Annotated in this window: 17 protein-coding genes; 10 read left to right on the top strand and 7 right to left on the bottom strand. The window is 41.8% G+C overall.

Features of this window, described 5'->3' with window-relative positions:
* Positions 1-31: 31 nt before the first annotated feature.
* The 5 genes from RM368_RS28570 to RM368_RS28550 all read right to left on the bottom strand — a co-directional run bounded on the left by RM368_RS28570 (position 32) and on the right by RM368_RS28550 (position 5,801).
* A complete protein-coding gene (locus RM368_RS28570; protein ID WP_322697184.1) occupies positions 32-850 on the bottom strand; it encodes an NYN domain-containing protein in 819 nt (272 codons plus the stop codon).
* 45 nt (positions 851-895) lie between these two features.
* Entirely contained in the window at positions 896-1,162 is a 267-nt protein-coding gene (locus tag RM368_RS28565; protein ID WP_322697183.1) for a hypothetical protein, read from the bottom strand.
* A 543-nt stretch (positions 1,163-1,705) separates the two neighbouring features.
* Positions 1,706-3,469, bottom strand: a complete 1,764-nt coding sequence (locus tag RM368_RS28560) for a DEAD/DEAH box helicase (RefSeq protein WP_322697182.1) — start codon at positions 3,467-3,469, stop codon at positions 1,706-1,708.
* Positions 3,470-3,477: 8 nt separating this feature from the next.
* The gene (locus RM368_RS28555; protein ID WP_322697181.1) at positions 3,478-5,031 is read right to left on the bottom strand and encodes a hypothetical protein; all 1,554 of its coding nucleotides are present in this window, start codon (positions 5,029-5,031) and stop codon (positions 3,478-3,480) included.
* 23 nt (positions 5,032-5,054) lie between these two features.
* Positions 5,055-5,801: a hypothetical protein gene (locus tag RM368_RS28550; RefSeq protein WP_322697180.1), complete on the bottom strand. Its 747-nt coding sequence runs from the start codon at positions 5,799-5,801 to the stop codon at positions 5,055-5,057.
* Positions 5,802-5,824: 23 nt separating this feature from the next.
* Between RM368_RS28550 and RM368_RS28545 the strand changes: the two genes are divergently transcribed.
* Positions 5,825-6,031 (top strand): hypothetical protein, encoded by a 207-nt coding sequence (locus tag RM368_RS28545; RefSeq protein WP_322697179.1) that lies wholly within the window; start codon positions 5,825-5,827, stop codon positions 6,029-6,031.
* Between the two features lie 80 nt (positions 6,032-6,111).
* Here the strand turns inward: RM368_RS28545 and RM368_RS28540 are convergent, their stop codons facing one another.
* The gene (locus RM368_RS28540; protein ID WP_322697178.1) at positions 6,112-6,303 is read right to left on the bottom strand and encodes a hypothetical protein; all 192 of its coding nucleotides are present in this window, start codon (positions 6,301-6,303) and stop codon (positions 6,112-6,114) included.
* 186 nt (positions 6,304-6,489) lie between these two features.
* Here RM368_RS28540 and RM368_RS28535 point away from each other — a divergent pair, with 186 nt between their 5' ends.
* The 5 genes from RM368_RS28535 to RM368_RS28515 all read left to right on the top strand — a co-directional run bounded on the left by RM368_RS28535 (position 6,490) and on the right by RM368_RS28515 (position 9,263).
* Complete coding sequence (locus RM368_RS28535) at positions 6,490-7,293, top strand: Rpn family recombination-promoting nuclease/putative transposase (RefSeq protein ID WP_322697177.1); 804 nt, start codon at positions 6,490-6,492, stop codon at positions 7,291-7,293.
* Positions 7,294-7,615: 322 nt separating this feature from the next.
* The gene (locus RM368_RS28530; RefSeq protein ID WP_322697176.1) at positions 7,616-8,065 is read left to right on the top strand and encodes a type II toxin-antitoxin system RelE/ParE family toxin; all 450 of its coding nucleotides are present in this window, start codon (positions 7,616-7,618) and stop codon (positions 8,063-8,065) included.
* A 14-nt stretch (positions 8,066-8,079) separates the two neighbouring features.
* Positions 8,080-8,262, top strand: a complete 183-nt coding sequence (locus tag RM368_RS28525; protein WP_322697175.1) for a hypothetical protein — start codon at positions 8,080-8,082, stop codon at positions 8,260-8,262.
* 150 nt (positions 8,263-8,412) lie between these two features.
* Complete coding sequence (locus RM368_RS28520) at positions 8,413-8,544, top strand: hypothetical protein (RefSeq protein ID WP_322697174.1); 132 nt, start codon at positions 8,413-8,415, stop codon at positions 8,542-8,544.
* Between the two features lie 149 nt (positions 8,545-8,693).
* Complete coding sequence (locus tag RM368_RS28515; protein ID WP_322697173.1) at positions 8,694-9,263, top strand: site-specific integrase; 570 nt, start codon at positions 8,694-8,696, stop codon at positions 9,261-9,263.
* Between the two features lie 142 nt (positions 9,264-9,405).
* On the opposite strand, the gene RM368_RS28510 is transcribed toward RM368_RS28515, so the two are convergent.
* A complete protein-coding gene (locus RM368_RS28510) occupies positions 9,406-12,732 on the bottom strand; it encodes a COR domain-containing protein (RefSeq protein WP_322697172.1) in 3,327 nt (1,108 codons plus the stop codon).
* 265 nt (positions 12,733-12,997) lie between these two features.
* On the opposite strand from RM368_RS28510, the gene RM368_RS28505 reads away from it, so the two are divergent.
* Genes RM368_RS28505 through RM368_RS28490 form a run of 4 tightly spaced genes read left to right on the top strand, consistent with a single transcriptional unit; the run spans position 12,998 to position 17,322 of the window.
* A complete protein-coding gene (locus RM368_RS28505) occupies positions 12,998-15,367 on the top strand; it encodes a DEAD/DEAH box helicase family protein (protein ID WP_322697171.1) in 2,370 nt (789 codons plus the stop codon).
* Positions 15,368-15,387: 20 nt separating this feature from the next.
* On the top strand, positions 15,388-15,618 hold the full coding sequence (locus RM368_RS28500; RefSeq protein ID WP_322697170.1) for a hypothetical protein: 231 nt from the start codon (positions 15,388-15,390) through the stop codon (positions 15,616-15,618).
* On the top strand, positions 15,606-16,052 hold the full coding sequence (locus RM368_RS28495) for a type II toxin-antitoxin system VapC family toxin (protein WP_322697169.1): 447 nt from the start codon (positions 15,606-15,608) through the stop codon (positions 16,050-16,052). Before RM368_RS28500 ends, RM368_RS28495 begins: the two co-directional genes overlap by 13 nt.
* Positions 16,053-16,089: 37 nt before the next feature.
* Positions 16,090-17,322: a restriction endonuclease subunit S gene (locus RM368_RS28490; protein ID WP_322697168.1), complete on the top strand. Its 1,233-nt coding sequence runs from the start codon at positions 16,090-16,092 to the stop codon at positions 17,320-17,322.
* Positions 17,323-17,331: the final 9 nt, after the last annotated feature.

The raw sequence follows: 17,331 nt of genomic DNA, 5'->3' as shown, positions 1-17,331 counted from the left end.
TACTAATTGAACACATCTGCACGCGCTCTGTTTATTCTCTGATAACATTTTGGCTATGAATATGGTCTACGTAGAACTTCAGTTGTTCTAAATCATGATGTACATATAAATAATAATTACTCAGTACTGGAAGTAAAGCACCATAATTACCTTCTTGTTCATAAATAAATGTCTCATAGGTTAGTTGTTTGATTGTTTCGAGATGTTGCCAGGATGAGTCAAGGTTGGGAGAACTTAATGGACGATCAAGAACAGGAGTTTTTACTTGTGCTTGGAAAGTATAAGTAAACCATCCTTGGACGTTATGAATTGTGATTGCTTGTCTAGAATCAGCAGAGTCAACTAGCTCATAATTTGTTCTACCTTTCGGATACCATAGCGATACGTACATTCCATCTTGCACAAGAGCATCAATAAGAGGCTTAAAGTCTAGATCGCCTGTTAGTAAGGTTGCTTCATGCATATTTCGCCGAAAGGAGTGCGTTAGCATATCTACAGCAATCATGATGTCAACCTGCTTTTGTTCCTGTCCTCTACGCTTATCTCGGTAGCGAGCAGTTCCTTCATACACATGAAATCTATCAACTGATCTTAAATGATTGAATAGCTCTAATTTAGGTTGAACTCGCTTCTGATAAATTGTTTCATCCTCCCCTTGTTTTTTGGCAGGCAAACAATCGTAGTAGAAAACTTTATTAAAACCCTCTGCTAATCGAGAGTAGTCGATCTCAAGTTTTGTTCCTCCAAAAAGTCCATTTGACAGTGCTTCTAGAAGTGAATCTAAGCAGCCACCGTCAATAAATAAATATCGAATTTTTTCAGAACCACGGGACGAGAAGCTTCCAGACATGAGACATCAAATATATTTAAATTGCTTACTGATATTCTAGTTGTATTACTTGAAATAGCTAGTTTTTGCCCCTTGTTTCTGGTCGTTCTCCAACACCGGGAAGTACCGCCGAGCCTGAAGGGGTTTCTTCCACCCAGTCAACTCAAACAGATATTCATCAGGGTCAAGGTTAAGCATCGTTGCCCATTGATTGATTTGACTGCCGTTGATATTTATCCGCTCACACAGGTCAGTCTTGGTTGGGGAGAAAGTAGCGAAGCTGCTATGAGCCGCCACGCAACGCCTGGAAACGCTACCCAGAGAGAGTTTCATCAAAATTTTTCAACTTTTACCCGAAAATGAGATTTTGACCAATTGGATGCACACTAAAAGCTGTACCATTTAAACCTCACTGATTTTTGCAGCCTGAAACCCGTATGGCTACGTTACTAAATGCAGTACCAAATAGCCTAAAGGTCAATTGGTACTGCAAAAACAAGCTAATTCTTATAATTTCGGGTTAAAGAGCTATTTTATTTCTGTAACTCTTAATTCACAAGGCTTTCAGATATTGCGTGGCGGCTCATGACAGGCTTGCTACTTTTACCCCTGGTTAGCCCGTAAGTTACTCTCGTCTAAACCCAGACAACTAGCGGGTGTTATCTCAATCGTGGTTGGTGGTAGCAATTGCTGGCGCACCGGGGCAGCAATTGCTTTTAATCGGCAGTCATTATTGAGATACAGCCTAACTTTAAGGTAAAAGGTCAACGTTTCGTTCGGAGGAATTGAAGCGACTGTTTAATGAGTTGGTAGAGGCGAGTCTGTCCGTCTGGCTTGATGTTGCACTGGTGAATTGGTTGACTCTTGTTTTGCTCTTCACTTTTCCTTTTCGAGCAAGTGACTAGCAGCGATCGCTTCCCTGAGCATTGTTTCCCTAGTAATAGGTTCCTCAACCTGATCTCCTAGAAGTGCCTGTGCAGCGCGTTCCTTTCTGGTTAAGCGTTCATACTCTTCTATTTCAATAGTGTTGTCACATAGGAGAATCAGGTACTCTACATCTCGTGTTTGCCCTCTTCTGTGAATACGGTCTAAGCTCTGCAAATAGTGAGCTGCTTGGTTAGACATGGATTCGTATATTGCCAAACGTGCCCTGTGGAGGGTAAGTCCTGCACCTGCTGCGGCTGGATTAGCAACAAACAACATCGTCTCGTCGTCTTCCTGGAACTTACGCACTGCTTCCCGACGTTCGGCTACATCACTGACAGTGCCATCGTACCTCACTGGGTAAAAGTGGCTGTATCGGGTAAATATAGCACTGAGGGATGCCGTGTAGAAAGACCATAAAATAACTTTCTCAGCTTTGCGGATAATGAATTCCTCAAGAATGCTATCAAGTGCGTGTAGCTTTGCAGGTATTTCTGTATACCCCTGAACAACAGAGGCAGGATTTGAACATATTTGTATGAGAGCGCTGCGCCTTGCCAGGAAAGAAGTCAGTTGTCGCTGGAATGTCTCATCGTCAGTAGAACGCAGATCAAGAATCAGGTTTCTCAAAGCAGCAGCATACACCCTCTTTTGTTCAGGTTGTAAAGGGACAAAAACACGATTAAAACTTTTAACAGGAAGGTCTGGAAGTACATCGGTCTTAAGGTGACGAATGAAAAGCCCCCGCTTTTCGATAGATTGCTGGACAATCGGCAGACCTTCTGCACGGTCATCTGGGATGTTCACACCATCAAATGTTATGCCGAAATCAACAATGTTAAACTGCTGGATGAGGTCTTGAGGTGCGTTAGGGGCTGGAGTGCCGCAAAGAACAAATGCACGACTACACCATTCACGGAGTCGTCGTAGGGCTTGAGTTCTTTTAGTGTCTAAATTCTTGATGTAGAAGGACTCATCTACAACCAACATGGCACGCCCTTGATAGGAACGGAGTAAAGCCCGTAGTTCTTCTTCCATCGAGGCTGCTGTCTCAAAGTTAGTAACCAGTACATCAGCCCCTGATCCTATAGCTATGCGCTTTTGCTTACGAGTGCCACTTATCAGCTCAATTTTGTATAAGTCGCCCTTAAACCGCAAAAAGTCGCGTGGCCACTCAGGTACCATGCTTTTTGGGGCTACAATTAGCGCAAAGTCTACCTCGTCTCTCTCTACAAGTACATCAAAGGCGAAGATTAGAGTAACAGTCTTACCAGCCCCTTGCTCATCGAAGACGCACAACCCGTACCCTTCTGGAATTGTCATGGCAGCAACGTTAACCCACTGATGATCATCTAGAACATCCAGCCCTTCAATCTCGGTGAGGTAGTTGTTTGCTACATCTCGACCACCAACGCGGATTCTGCTAACCTGTTCGTACAATTGTTGATGAACTTGCCTGACGCGAATTCTGTTTTCCACGAAGAGTTTTGCTTCAGCACTCCATCGAAAGTCAGTTACCACTTCACTATTGAGGAGTGCATTAACATCCTGAGCCGCTATCGACACCCCCTCAGCGGAACGGTGTATTCTGACTCCAGGAAGAGCATCTTTAAGTACACCGCTTAGTGTATGGTAGTCTGTGGACTGTCTGGGAGTAATCACTAAGCGATCCAACAGGCTCGATACCCGGACATCGGCAGTGATCTTGAAAACCATTCCTTCCCTCATACCTCAACGCCCTTTTCCAGTAGGATTTCTTTGACCATCGGTTCCACCAACTTCAAGGCTTGTAATAAACCCTCAAGGTTTTCCGGTTTGATCTGATCGCGAAATGCTCTAGGGGGTACTTCTTCAAGCCATTTGACAAAGGACTCAATTCTTGAATCAGCACCCAGTGCCCGCCTTTCTGCACGCTGAAGATTGGCAGTAGTGATTGCATCTTGAATATGATCCTGAGCAATATCTAGGTCACTTTCATTTCGCGCTCGCGCCAACAATTCACGAGATTCTGGGTTATTGAGCGTCTGCTTTAGAGCGCGAACCTGTAGCACGTTCGTAAATTTGTCATCTAATAACAAGTCGAAGACAGTGTGCTTTAATCCATCGTCTTGGTTAAGGGTAAACGCAATCCCACCATACTTTGTCTCCCCGCTAGTTAGTTCATTAAAATACTGGAAGTACCTATCGGCTCGGTGCTTAACTTCGTAAGGGTCTCGCTTTTTCTGGTTAATGTGATACTCTTCAAAGTCAACGACCCAATCTACCATTTTCAAATATCTGTTGACTGTGCCAGTGTCAGGGCCAAGAGCAAACTTCATGGATAACTCACGCTTCATCTCAGCCTGCCGTTGGCGACCTGGCAACCTCGGCTCTAGTGTTAGCATAGATTGCCATTCTTCATACACTTTCCTCGCCTTAATGTAATCCGGCCAGTCCAGCTTGCAGTCAGATTCAAAGTTAAGGGAAACGACTACTGCATTCCGGTCATCATCTGTGGCGTGTTCGGTAAGCTGCCAGACTAGAATGTACTCTGCCCGTCGCTTCTGTTCCGAGTCGAACTCATCACTGTTCCGAATGTAATAACAAGCTGCAACGCGACGGTTTCCATCCAAAAGAGTACCGTCTACGTCTAAAATTGGTGGCTTGCGAACCCCATTGACAGCTATACTCCTTGCTAGTTCAATAATCTCGAATTGATCGTTCTTTTTGTCGTCAGCAATACCAGGCAGTTCCATCTTACTGAACATGATGTCTAAAAGTTCCTCTGGATTCGGATCACGACCATTCTTTTGACGGAACTGCCCTAAGTGAATATCTAGTCGGTCGTTCTCGTTCCATAACTGGATGTCTGTACTTTTGACAAAACCTGAACACATGGGTATAAACCTACCCTGAAAGCAAGGTGTTGGCAGAACTGGCCCCGGTTTAGTCCCGTTGTAGGCCATAGGTTCAACCTTTTTAGTTTGAGTGGTTTCTTGAATAGGATCTTGCATTACTCGCTCACGAATTTGGATAACCTGTTGAACTATCTGATTGATGTCACCTTCTAAGGACTTGCTGGTGGCTTGGTCTCCTCTTTTGCTGGCGCTATGCTTTAAGACAGCAATTATCTTTGTTAGAAGCTGAAAGGACTCATCTGGGGTTAGAGGGTTTTCCTTACCTTGTTGCAAAATCTCTTTTACTTCTTCGGCTACGTCTGTCGAAATGCGGTGAGCTTCTTCAATCACCACCTCTATCGACTTTCGGATGTCTTCGGTAATATCTGTTCTCAGTACCATTTTCTATAATCTCTCTTAAGGGGCTAAACCAACTCTTGCTCGTCTTTGTTCTGTTCTTCGTAATCACGTCTTAGATTGGTAACATCGCTCACCTGGGCTGCTAATCCTTCCTCACGGACAATCCTTTCCAATCGGTCAAATCCTCTTTTTTTTGACTGCCGGACTACATCTGGACTCAACCCTAGTGCTTCAGCTATTTCAATGTTGGCTATATCCACATAATCAGCCTCTAGTGCATCGAGTATATAAGCCATAACCTTCGGGACGTTGTGCTGTCCCAGCCTTGGTAGGAGAGACCGAACTATGGCAATAATTCGCGGTTTCTTGTTCTCCCAGTCCTGTTTACTAGTAAAACTGTCAAGCTCGTCTTCAGGTTCACTTGATTTGTCTGCGATGTGTTCCAGTTCAGCCGGTGTCAGGTATTTCTCGTTTTGCCTTGCGCGGTAATAATCGCAAGCTTTGTGGTCAGAGGTCTTCCACAAGTAGGCAACTAGGTTTGAAATCTTTTTGCCATCGCGGATTGCCCCATAGAGGATGTCAACGGCTTCAGCCAAGATGTCCCCTACTTCCTCGCGTGAGAGAGATTGCCACTTCGAGGCGATTTGCCTAGTAAGACCGTCGAGTATACCGCTACAGTATAAATACTCAAGCATTTTCCTTGGCTCGCCTGAAGCAGCAGCTTCCTTCGCTCTTGCAAGCAAATCTTGCTGATGCTCTTTGGTAACGTTTTCCAATTGTTCATCTGAATCCGGCTCCCGGCTGTCTAGCATTATGGGCTTCCTACTTATTAGTCATGGCTGTGACACCTTCCGTGGTGAAGGGAGCCAAAGAGAGACGCTCCCCTATAATTGGATGTCTGACCCGTGACAGCTCTGTTGGCGGTACTAAAGGCAAGAAAACAGATGCGATGGTGAAAGAGCGATCGCGTTATGAGCAAAACAAGACTCATCCAGTCCCATGCAGCTGGATAATGGTGTTGGTATTGGAAAAGGAAATTTAAATAACTGATTATTTCATACTATCCTTCTGCTTTATGAGTATCTTCAGCAGTTTTTTTACATATTAGTAATAGTCAGTTCTTTAATCAAAAAGTTTTCTAATTTCATCATTACTTAGCCTTCCCCCAAACTCTTCTATTACTTCATGTAGAGCTTCTTGAGGAGTTTTATTACCAATAAAACCTTCTGTTACTTCATCTAGAGTTTCTTGAGGAATTACACGCTCATCTGACTCATTTTCTGGAGGTGTAGTTGATACATTTTGATTTGACATATTGCTACTTTATATAAATAAGTTTAAGAGTTTTTACTATGTGAAAGAATACCATTTTTGTTAGTTATATTTTAGAATTATTATCTTCCTATAGTTAATAGTGTATATACGTAAATAATTGAAGTAAAGATGCCAACTTACGATAAAGTTAATAGTTAATAACCAGCCTCTTTTTCAGATATTTTAGTGAAACGCGACTCCATTTATTACCAAATTTTTAAGCGCTTTCCTGGGTTACTTTTTGAACTCGTTGATTACCGGACTGAACAGGCGCATAACTATCGATTTGAGTCGGTTGAGGTGAAAGAAACCGCCTTTCGCATTGATGGGGTCTTTTTACCTCCAGAAGGTGCAACACCGAGAACTATCTTTTTTGCAGAAGTTCAATTCCAGAGCGATGAAGGTTTGTATCATCGGTTTTTTACCGAATCAATGATGTATTTGAACCGGAATCGGTCTGAATACGATGACTGGTACTGTGTGGTAATTTTCCCAAATCGCAGTTTGGAACCAAGCAATACAAGAATTCATCGAATGTTTTTAAACAGCGACCAAGTGCAGCGAATTTATCTGGATGAGTTAGGCACTTCTAATCAGCAGCCAATAGTCATCAATTTAATGCAGTTGACAATCGCCTCAGAGAAAGCGATGGCGGAGCAAGCTCGTCTGTTAATTGAGCGGGTACAATTAGAAGAAACAGGAACACTGGCGAAAAACGAAATAATAGATATTATTACCACTATCGCCGTTTACAAGTTTACTCAGTTAAGCCGTGAAGAGGTGGAAGCCATGTTGGGACTGAACATTGAAGAAACACGAATCTACCAAGACTTGGAACGTCAAACTAAATTAAAAGCAGCAGCACGCCTTTTAAGTATGGGCTACAGCATCTCCGAAGTGGCAAAGGCAGTTGATTTATCGGTCGAGGAAGTCACAACAGAGGTAGTAAATTCTCAAACCCACACAGTCCAAGATGATCGCACTGAGTAAAGTCTCTGTTTGTGGTGATCCGATGGAAGAATTGCGGTTTATCAAATATTGCTATGCATAAAATTGACACTGACAACAAGACAGTGTTAGATTTGTTCTGTTAACCCATATTTGTCTTATCAAGTTACAACTTTAGTTGTGCTTGTGACTGGCAAACAAATAGTTCGTTGAGTTGTTTATCGAGGCTTAGTGCGACGATGACTTAGTTTATTTCTCCCATTCGTTCAGAAGGTCAAAATCCATAGGATTCGTGTGTCTGAATTCGTTCAGAACGTAAGAATCCAGGGGATTTGTGTGTCTGAATGTAAACAAGGGAGAAAACATGGTAAATCGCAGCCAACTCAAAAACCGGGTTCAAAACGCAAGCTTTAAGAAAACTGAAGAGTATGCTAATACACTATGCGCCTTCCACGCTACGGAAAAAACAACGGAATGGTGCGTAGAGTATACTGACAAATTTGGCGCTTGGTGGGATACTTTGAGCGAGGAGGAACAAATCGACGTAAAAGCTGTAGTCGGTTTACTTGAAAAGATGGGGCCGACACTTCCCCACCCCCATAGCTCTAAAATCAATGGTTCCAAGCTTTCTCGCCTGCGCGAATTGCGTATTCAGCACGCAGGTCGTCCTTTTCGCGTACTTTATGCTTTTGACCCCAACCGTATTGCTATTCTCCTTGTTGGTGGAGATAAGACTGGAGATAATCGATGGTACGAGAAGAATATTCCCGTAGCAGAGGCAGAGTATGCATCTCATCTGCTCACTTTGAAATAGGGGAATGAACTGTAATGGCTAAATCTTTTAAGATACTTCAAGCGAAAATGTCACCAGAAGCTCGCAAACGAGCCGAGCAGAAAACGCAGGAACTTCTACAAGAAATAGAAAAACTCGCTTCAGAAACAGCGTCCGCTTCCGAGGACAATCAGGCATCTTCGGGTAGACCACCACCGTCAACACCAGGGGATGCATAATTATATCTTGAGATTCAGGTATAGACTGCCATGTAGACGTTGGTGCAGACTGCCGTTTCTGGTTGACCACCAATTTAAAAATCAGCCTGACCCCCAAGAGCAATGGCGCTGCTTCGCCCGCCAAGAGCGCGATCGCATCAGTCATGAGTCATGCAAGTAGAGGCAAGTACAGACAATATTGATAGCAATATTGATATCACCTTAAGTCCTGTAACTGTAACGGGAGTCAAAGCGGATCATACCTGTAAAGAGTTACAGCGCTACAATCATAAGCAAGTTTAATCAGCCAACGAAAGAACAAGGGTTGTAGCGGTCGTGCTTGAGGGCTGATTGATAAGTCTGGGTTAAGCGCGTGTCATCGCTCACGGAATATGTAGGTTTTTGGTCGCTTAGATTGTGTTTCTATTATTAGACAATGTAAGCTAGACCCTATGAAAATAAACCGCTTCGGCAGGGCAGAAATCCTCAGCCCCGACCAAATTAATCTCCTATTTAACGAGGGCTTTGTCAACCCACGCGATCGCGCTTTGTTTGGTGTGTGCCTTTATGCTGCCTGCCGGATCAACGAAGCTTGCACTTTGGCGGTGAAAGATGTGTTTGGCAGCAACGGGGTCAGAGGCGTGTTAGTACTACGTAGCGTCAACACCAAAGGCAAGCGGGACACCAGGGAAATCCAAGTGCATCCGAAGCTCAAGCAGTATTTAGAAGAGTACAACCCTAACCGTCGCAAAGAGTTTTTGTTTCCGGGTCGGCATGGGTTGGGACATATTCACAAGGTCAGCGCTGACAAAATCCTCAGAGATACCTGTGTGCGGCTCTTTATTGAGGGCGTTAGTACCCACAGCTTCAGGAGGACTGCGTTAACCAGGATGAGCGATGCCGGGATACCGTTGCGCCACATTCAGGAGATATCGGGACATCGGACTTTGGCGGCTTTGGAGCGATATCTGGGTGTCACCGAAAAGCAGAAGCAAAACGCGATCTCAGCTTTGGATTTTTGAATATTTCTATACCAGATTCTACACGGGAGAAATTAACACGGGTTGAGTGCAATTCCAAAGCCATGAGAATGCAGCAAGGTGGACAGCCGAGATAACGGTATCTGTATCTCGGCTGTTCCCAACTAAATGATTTAGAGTCCATTTAAGTATCCAAAAAGCCCTTGGCTCCTGCTATAACAATGCTTACGGCTGGATGATCAACTAACTTCTCTAAAGCAGTCGAACCAGCTTCTTTCAAAGCATTTACGACTCGCTTTTTTAGAGTAGGATTACTATCAATAGCTTCGATCGCTTTCGCTCCAACCATTGCTGTATTGTTGGGATAATCTTGGGATAATTGATCCAAAAGTTCTTTAATATCCTTTGCTGCCTGCGCCAAATTTTGAGAGTTGTTTATCTGAGTGCCGATTTTATCTCTCATTACTTTGTCACCAGCAACATTATCTCCAAATCCATATTGATTGATATTTGACATAGAACAATTGCCCTCCTGATTTTTTTGCTCTTGAACTTGAGTAAATTGAAAATTGTAATTGTGAGTATGTTGATTTCTCTGATCAGTTGTGTCTTCTCTTCGTCGCTGACGGTCTGGTTCTGATTCAATACCATCCAGTAAACCTTTAACGTTAACACGTTCTTTTAGTCCTAGAGGAATAATGAAGGGTTCCTCCATCTCCTCATAATCTAAAAGGTTTTGATAATCCAGCAAGATATTTGGATGATTGCGGAGAGGAACTTTTTGTTCAACGTTGAGTCCAGGGATGGTTTTATGAATTGCTTCAAAATGGTCACGTATGATAGCAAGAAAACGGCGGCCATCTCCTTTTACACTTTTAGTATTTTGAATGTGAATGACAATCTTCCTATCTTCCCGATCTGCTTTGATAAGTGCAATGCTATTTTCACATGCTAATATAACACCACTACGCCAGTAAGTTCCTTGATGAATGTTCTTATTCATCCGCACAATAAATCGAGAAATTATACTGCTAGGCAAGATGGAATAGTGATACTCAAAGGCAAGACTATTTTGCCAGTCACCAGTGTAAGGTTCTTCCTTTGGTAAAAGGTCAGGAATTAGAAACTTTTCATTATAATATCCATCCATGTCAAAACAGAGTTCAAACTTCTTCATGAGATCGATTATAAAAATATGTTTTTTGGATGGATAACGTTTAGAGTTAAGAATACGTTGAAGTTGATTCCGGTCTAAAATGCCTTTAAATTCAGTCATTAATAAATTGTCATTGAGGATGCGGTAAACACTACTCGTAACCCATTTTGGATTCAAAATATTTGTATCTTCTAGGCGTATATCATCACGGTAGTTAAGAACAATGCCAAGATCATGAAGTAGTTGAATTAAGTCGCTTTGAATCTTTTCTTCTGTTATTCCTTCCGTTTGACAAATTTCATCGTAGGTTTCATAAGAGATAAAGTCTTCTTCCTGTGATTTTAATTGTAATTTATCTTTAACGTTAAACCATGAAAGCGGTAGTGGATCTCGAATATGTTTAAGAGGATTTTCTTCTGTATTGTTTGATTCAGTTAGAGCTTGAGCAATTAAATCATGAATCTTCTGTTTTAATTCTGCAATCCCTTGACCATTTAGGCAAGAAGTTTCAATAAATGCTTTAATATTTGAATATTTTATTTGCAATCCACGCCGATCAATATCTAGAGGATGTTCATCTCGCTTATTTCCAACAACAATTATAGGGGAATATTCTCCCAGACTTTGGATGAGCTTTAGCCAATATTCAATACGATTTTCTTCTTCACCCATCTGTGAATCCAATACAAGCAAATATAGGCTTCGTTTAGTAAGAAAAAACTGATGGGTAGCGTGCATAATTTCCTGTCCACCAAAGTCCCATACATTTAGTTGAATATTTGTATTATCAATTGGTAAATTCCATTTTTGTATATTTATTCCTTCAGTTTTATTTTCATCAGGAGCGAATGATTGTCCAATTATCTGTTTCATAAGGGAAGTCTTACCTACCCTTCCCTGCCCAACTATTAATAACTTAGCTTCGTTAAGTGATTTCTTCTCGCCTTTCTGAAGTTGTAAGTAATAACTAACAGTATCTCTTATGCCTTTCGCTGAAATTTCTGGTGGAATTAAATTAAAGTTTTTCGCTTCTATCTCTGCGCGGCTAACAGTCAAACTACGTTCGCTATTCTCGCGTCCTGGCAGTAGTTTGAGAAAATCCTCAAAGTGCTTGCGTGTTAGGGGTTGGCGTTTGGTGACTTTGATATCAGATAAATCGTAGTACCAGATTTTTTCAGTTACTTTACCGCGAGTAAAGAACAGAATATTAGCTTTTACTCCGGCACCCGTAGCAAAAAATGTACCAGGGGGTAAACTGAGGATACACCACAGATCACAGTCATCTAAAAGTTTGCGTTTGGTTTGTACAAATGCAGTTTCGTTAGTGCGAAACAGCACCCCGTTATCCAGCACAATCGCGCATTTACCCCCTGGCTTTAAATTATCAATTACGTGCTGAAGAAACAACACTTGGGAGGCACTGGTTTTGTAAGTAAATTGTGCCTGGACTTCCTTATGTTCCTTGCCACCAAAGGGCGGATTGGTGAGGATGATATCAAACAAAGATGGTGCGCCCGCGAATAAATCAGCATAAATTCCTTCTTTTGTCAGGGTGTTACCATGCCATAAATTTGGCTGGTCAATGCCGTGAAGCATCAGGTTGACCAGTGCAATGGGAAAGATGAGATTTTCTTTTTCTCGCCCATAGAATGTGCAGTATTTTAATGTTTCCAGTTGGTCGCCTGTAATTTCATCTCCCAAAGCTGACCTCATATACTCGTAACTTTGGGCTAAAAATCCACCAGTTCCGCAAGACGGGTCATAAATTGTTTGTTCTATTTGCGGATTTATCGCCTCTACCATTACTCGAATAACTTCACGGGGAGTAAAAAACTGTCCGCCATCATTACCCTTTTCTCCCATTTTTAGCAGCAGTTCCTCATATATTTGGGAGATATGGAATATGTGAATATCATCTATTCCTTGCAAACTAATTTCGTGAACTTTATCTAAGACATCCAGTAGGTGAAATTCAGTATCTAAGTGTACCTGGTGAGTAGATGATAAGACTTCACTAATAATTTTTTGTCTGGGTGTGGCTGCGGGTTGGTTTTTTAAATTCCGCAAATAGGGAATTAAATCACCATTGACAAATTTCATAAATCTGCCAGATTCGTAAAACCGAAGTTCTAACCGTTTAGTTCCCTGCGGTGCTGCCCAATCACGCCAACGGTAAGGAGGTTCTAGCGACCAAATATAATTGTCCTCTACAGCTTTCGCTTCCTGTTCTTCCAATTCGTCTAAAATCCGCAGAAATAAAATCCAAGTGATTTCTGGAACATAGCGCAATGCCCCAGCGCAATTGGAACGGCGCAAAATATCGCAGATGCTGTTGATAAGGAGATTTGTCTTCAAAGCTGTCCGTTTTCGACTTTTTGTAATGGTTTAATGAGCGTTAAGCCTGGTCGTATTTTTATGCTTAATGCCCCTAATTTAGCATTCCCTATTTGCGGTGCAATAGTAATCACTAATAGCTATCTCGCCAGGTTCCTATTAGGGGTTGAGTCGAGATGCGCGACGTGAAAGTTATGCGTAGAGGTGTAGTCTATTAAAGCTTGACGGCAACAAGTAATCATGGTCAAGATATAGGGAAATATTTTTTACCAGGGGGGTCAGTATTTTGTTAGGTGAGGAATATACCGAAGATGGGAAAAATGAGGCAGAAACTATTGCCAAGCTAATAAACCCAGGTCTCTACAGCAAAGGCTGGACAGAGGATTTTATCAAGCGTGAAGTAACTGCTGGAGAGATTAAGATTATTGAGGGTGTACCTCGTCAGAAAAAAAATGGACGAGCCGATATTGTTTTGCGCCTTCAACCTGTTCCTAATAAGCAACTTGTCAATGCTTGTGTTGTTGAAGCGAAAGCTGAGAGGTTCTCCCCAACTTTGGGATTTAATCAAGCTAGAAAATATGCAAAGCGGCTTCACGTACCTTTTGCGTATTCTACTAATGGACATAGATATATTGAGTATGACCGCATCAATGATAGTATTTCTGAACTAAAACCGCTTTCTGAGTTTCCCAATCCAGATAATATTCGTACTTGTTATGAACAATGGGTAGGTTTCAAGCTAGATGAACCAGTAGCCCAAGCTCTATTAACTCCTTATACTGGTGGTGACTCAGCAGTACGCTATTATCAAGATGCTGCAATTCGTGCTGTTTTAGAAAAAATTGCGCGATCTGAGAAAGAAAATCAGCCGAAACGTGCTTTGCTGTCTCTGGCTACGGGAGCGGGTAAAACTCGGATTGCAGTACATTTGTTAAAACGAATTGCAGATACAGGACAAAGGGTAAAGGCGCTTTTTGTATGTGATCGAGATGAACTCCGTGCCCAAGCATCAACAGCTTTTAAGAATATTTTTGGTGCGAATGCTGCGGTTGTAGATTCCAGAAATACACAAAAAAATGCTCAAATTCTCATTGCTACTTACCAAACTTTAGGGGTAGCCAAAGATGATGATAACGCGAGTTTCTTAATCAATAACTATCCAGAAAATTACTTCAGTCATATTGTTATTGACGAGTGTCACCGTTCCGCTTGGGGTAAGTGGTCAAATGTTCTGACTCGTAACCCTAATGCTGTGCAAATTGGGTTGACTGCGACACCTAGACAAATTGAAGTGACTCAAGAAACAGAAGAAGTTTTAGCAGATAAGCAGATAACGGCGAATAATATTGAGTATTTTGGCGAGCCTGTCTATGAATACGATATGCTCCAAGGTGTAGAAGATGGCTACTTGGCGGCTTGCGAAATTCGAGAAGGTAGAGTCAAGATTGATTTTAATAAATTGGCAGTCGAAGATATTATGGCTAGAAATCCTGTAGATTATGACACAGGATTGCCAGTAACAGAAGAACAAATTCGCAAGATTTTTAAAAAAGGGCGTATTCACACCCGATTGATGTTGCCTAATTTTGAGAAGCGTCGTTGTATAGACTTATTTAGGTATTTGCTGGAAACAGGTGGAGCGGAGCAAAAAACAATTATTTTTTGTAATAGCGATCGCCATGCTGATTTAATCGAGGAAACGATGGAAAAGATTTATACCAAGTGGTGTCAAAAGAATAATCAGCAACGGGTTGAAAGCTATGCGTTTAAATGTACCGATAAGGGTGGAGGGCAGGAATTAATACCTGATTTTCGAGGGAGTTCGCGCACTCACTTTATTGCGACGACGGTTGATTTATTAACTACTGGTGTTGATGTACCAGTGGTACGTAATATTGTTTTCTTCAATCAGATTAATTCCCCAATAAGTTTTTACCAAATGGTGGGACGGGGAACGCGGTTAAGTGAAAATAAATTGATGTTTCGCGTTTACGATTACACCGACGCTACCAGATTATTTGGGGAAGAATTTCTCACTAAATTAAGGACTCCCGCTCAAAATAGCAGTAGAGGTACGGGAGTTTCTGCGCTAGTTGTGGAAATTAACGATACTGATGATTGGGTGGAAGAAACCGACGGGAGACGCTTTATGCGTTCTCAGCTTGATGGTGAAGATACGAGAGTTTCTGTTGAGGAATATAAAGAACAAATTGCAGCGAATTTGGTAAAAATTATTCCCACTCTAGAAGAGTTTCGCGTTAGCTGGGTTAACCCGACAAAGCGTCAGGAATTGTTGAAGCAGTTGGTGAATACAGGGGTATCACCGAAAGAATTTGCTACTGTGGAACAATTGGGCGACTATGACTTGTATGATGTTTTAGCGGACATAGCTTATGGCTTGGCTCCTAAAACCAAAATTGTTCGCGCTGAGGCTTTTAGGTACAAGCACGCTGACTGGCTGAACAAAATGCCCGAAGCTACAGCGAAAACTGTTGAGGCTTTGGTAAATCAGTTCGTCAGTGGAGGAACGGAAGCTTTAGAAAATCCGGATATTTTTAAAATGTCATCACAGGTGAAGCGCAAGTCGCTTGAGATTTTAGGTAAGCCGAGAGATGTGTTGCGGGAGATTAAGGAGAGGATTTTTGCAGCATCATAGAGATTATTGGGGATAAAAACATGAACCAAGCTATCAGACAAAAGGCGGTTGTAAAACCAGGTGGAGTCATCAATATTCAGTCATCAGAATTACCTGTTGGTACTGAGGTTGATGTAATTATAATTGTGGAAACGGCAACAAAAAAGAAACAATCATTACGTAGTATTATTGGTACTGGCAAAGGCTGTTTTGCTACACAGCAGGAAGCTGATGATTTTATTAGTAGGGAGCGGGATACTTGGTCGTTGTAAATGCTATTAGGAGGGAAAGAGTTTATTTAGATACTAATATTTTTATCTATGCGATAGAAGGTTATCCTGATTTTGTTAATGAGTTAAATCAGCTTTTTGATAGTATTGATGCTGGCAATTTGAGAGCTTTTACTAGCGAACTGACTTTAGCAGAGGTGTTGGTTAGACCTTTGATGGATGGAAATCTAGAAATACAGTCTGTTTATCAACAAGCTTTGCAAAATTCAGAAGTGCTGGAAGTTGTTGCGGTAAGTCGAGATGTGTTGATTGAGGCTGCAAGATTGCGGGCTGTGGCGAACCTGAGATTACCAGATGCAATTCATGGCGCTACTGCAATTTTAAGTGGCTGTGAAACCTTTTTAACTAATGATAGGCGGTTGACTGCTTTACCTGGAATTGAAGTGGTTGTGCTGTCTGAGGTGATGGGTAATTAAGAAGGTTTTACGAGATGAAAAAGAGGGTTTTTGTAGGGTGACGAATAAGGAAGAATTTAGTTTTGAGGATGGTAAAAGGAAGTTACCTAGTGGTTGGCGATGGGTAAAGTTGGGTCATGTGTGTGATTTTATTGGTGGAATGCAACCTCCCAAACACACTTTCAAATATGAACCACTGCCGGGTTATGTACGATTAGTTCAAATACAAGACTTTCGTCGATCTGATGTAGCTGTATATATACCTATAGAAGAAGCAAAACGAAATTTTGATGAAAGCGATGTAATGATAGGTCGTTACGGGCCCCCGTTATTTCAAATTTTGCGTGGTCTGTCAGGTGCTTACAATGTTGCATTAATCAAGACTGTACCTAAAGATGGTTTATTAAAAGACTATTTATACTATTTACTTCAAGAACCTACTATACAAAACGTTGTCATTGCTCAATCACAACGCTCTGCTGGTCAAACTGGCTTACAAAAAGAATTTGTAGAAAATCTTATTGTTCCTCTCCCGCCACTGGATGAACAGAAACGTATTGCGGCGATTTTGAACGAAAAAATGGAAGGGGTAGAGGAAGCACGGAGAAATGCGATCGCGCAATTAGAAGCCGCCAAAGACCTCCCCGCAGCCTATCTCCGCGCTGTGTTCAATAACCCAGAAGCACAGAAGTGGCAAATAAAGAAGCTACGAGAAATTTGTTATGGGGATGGACAGTATGGAACATCAGAAGCGTCGAATGATACAGATGATGGCTTACCAATGTTAAGAATGGGAAATATCTACGAAGGCCGAATACTTTGGGAGAACTTGAAGTATATTCAATTACCAGAAAAACAAGAGAGAAAATATCGCCTCATAAAAGGAGATATTATCTTTAATCGCACTAATAGTGCCGAACTTGTAGGTAAAACTGCTGTATTTGAGGATTCTCGTGATGCAGTATTTGCTTCTTACTTAATTCGGTTTCGAGTTCTGGAAGAATTAGCTATTCCAAATTACATCGCAGCATATATTAATTCAGAAAGTGGACGAAAATTTATAGAAGCAAATATGGCTCGCGCAATAGGACAAGTGAACATTAGCGCATCTACTATGCATAAGATGCCTATTCCTCTGCCTCCACTCTCCGATCAAAAGCACATAGCCGCAACCCTAACAGGAAAAATAGCAGAAGCTGAACAACTCTGCAAAACTTTAAAAGAACAACTCGAAGCCATCAAAAAGCTACCAGCAGCCTTTCTGCGTCAAGCTTTCAACGGCGAACTATAACGAGTAACA

Origin of the sequence: Nostoc sp. DedSLP03, assembly GCF_034530815.1 — a bacterium.
Taxonomy (GTDB): domain Bacteria; phylum Cyanobacteriota; class Cyanobacteriia; order Cyanobacteriales; family Nostocaceae; genus Nostoc.
Note: the sequence above shows the minus strand (reverse complement) of the source record. Positions and strands in the feature narration are given on the sequence as shown.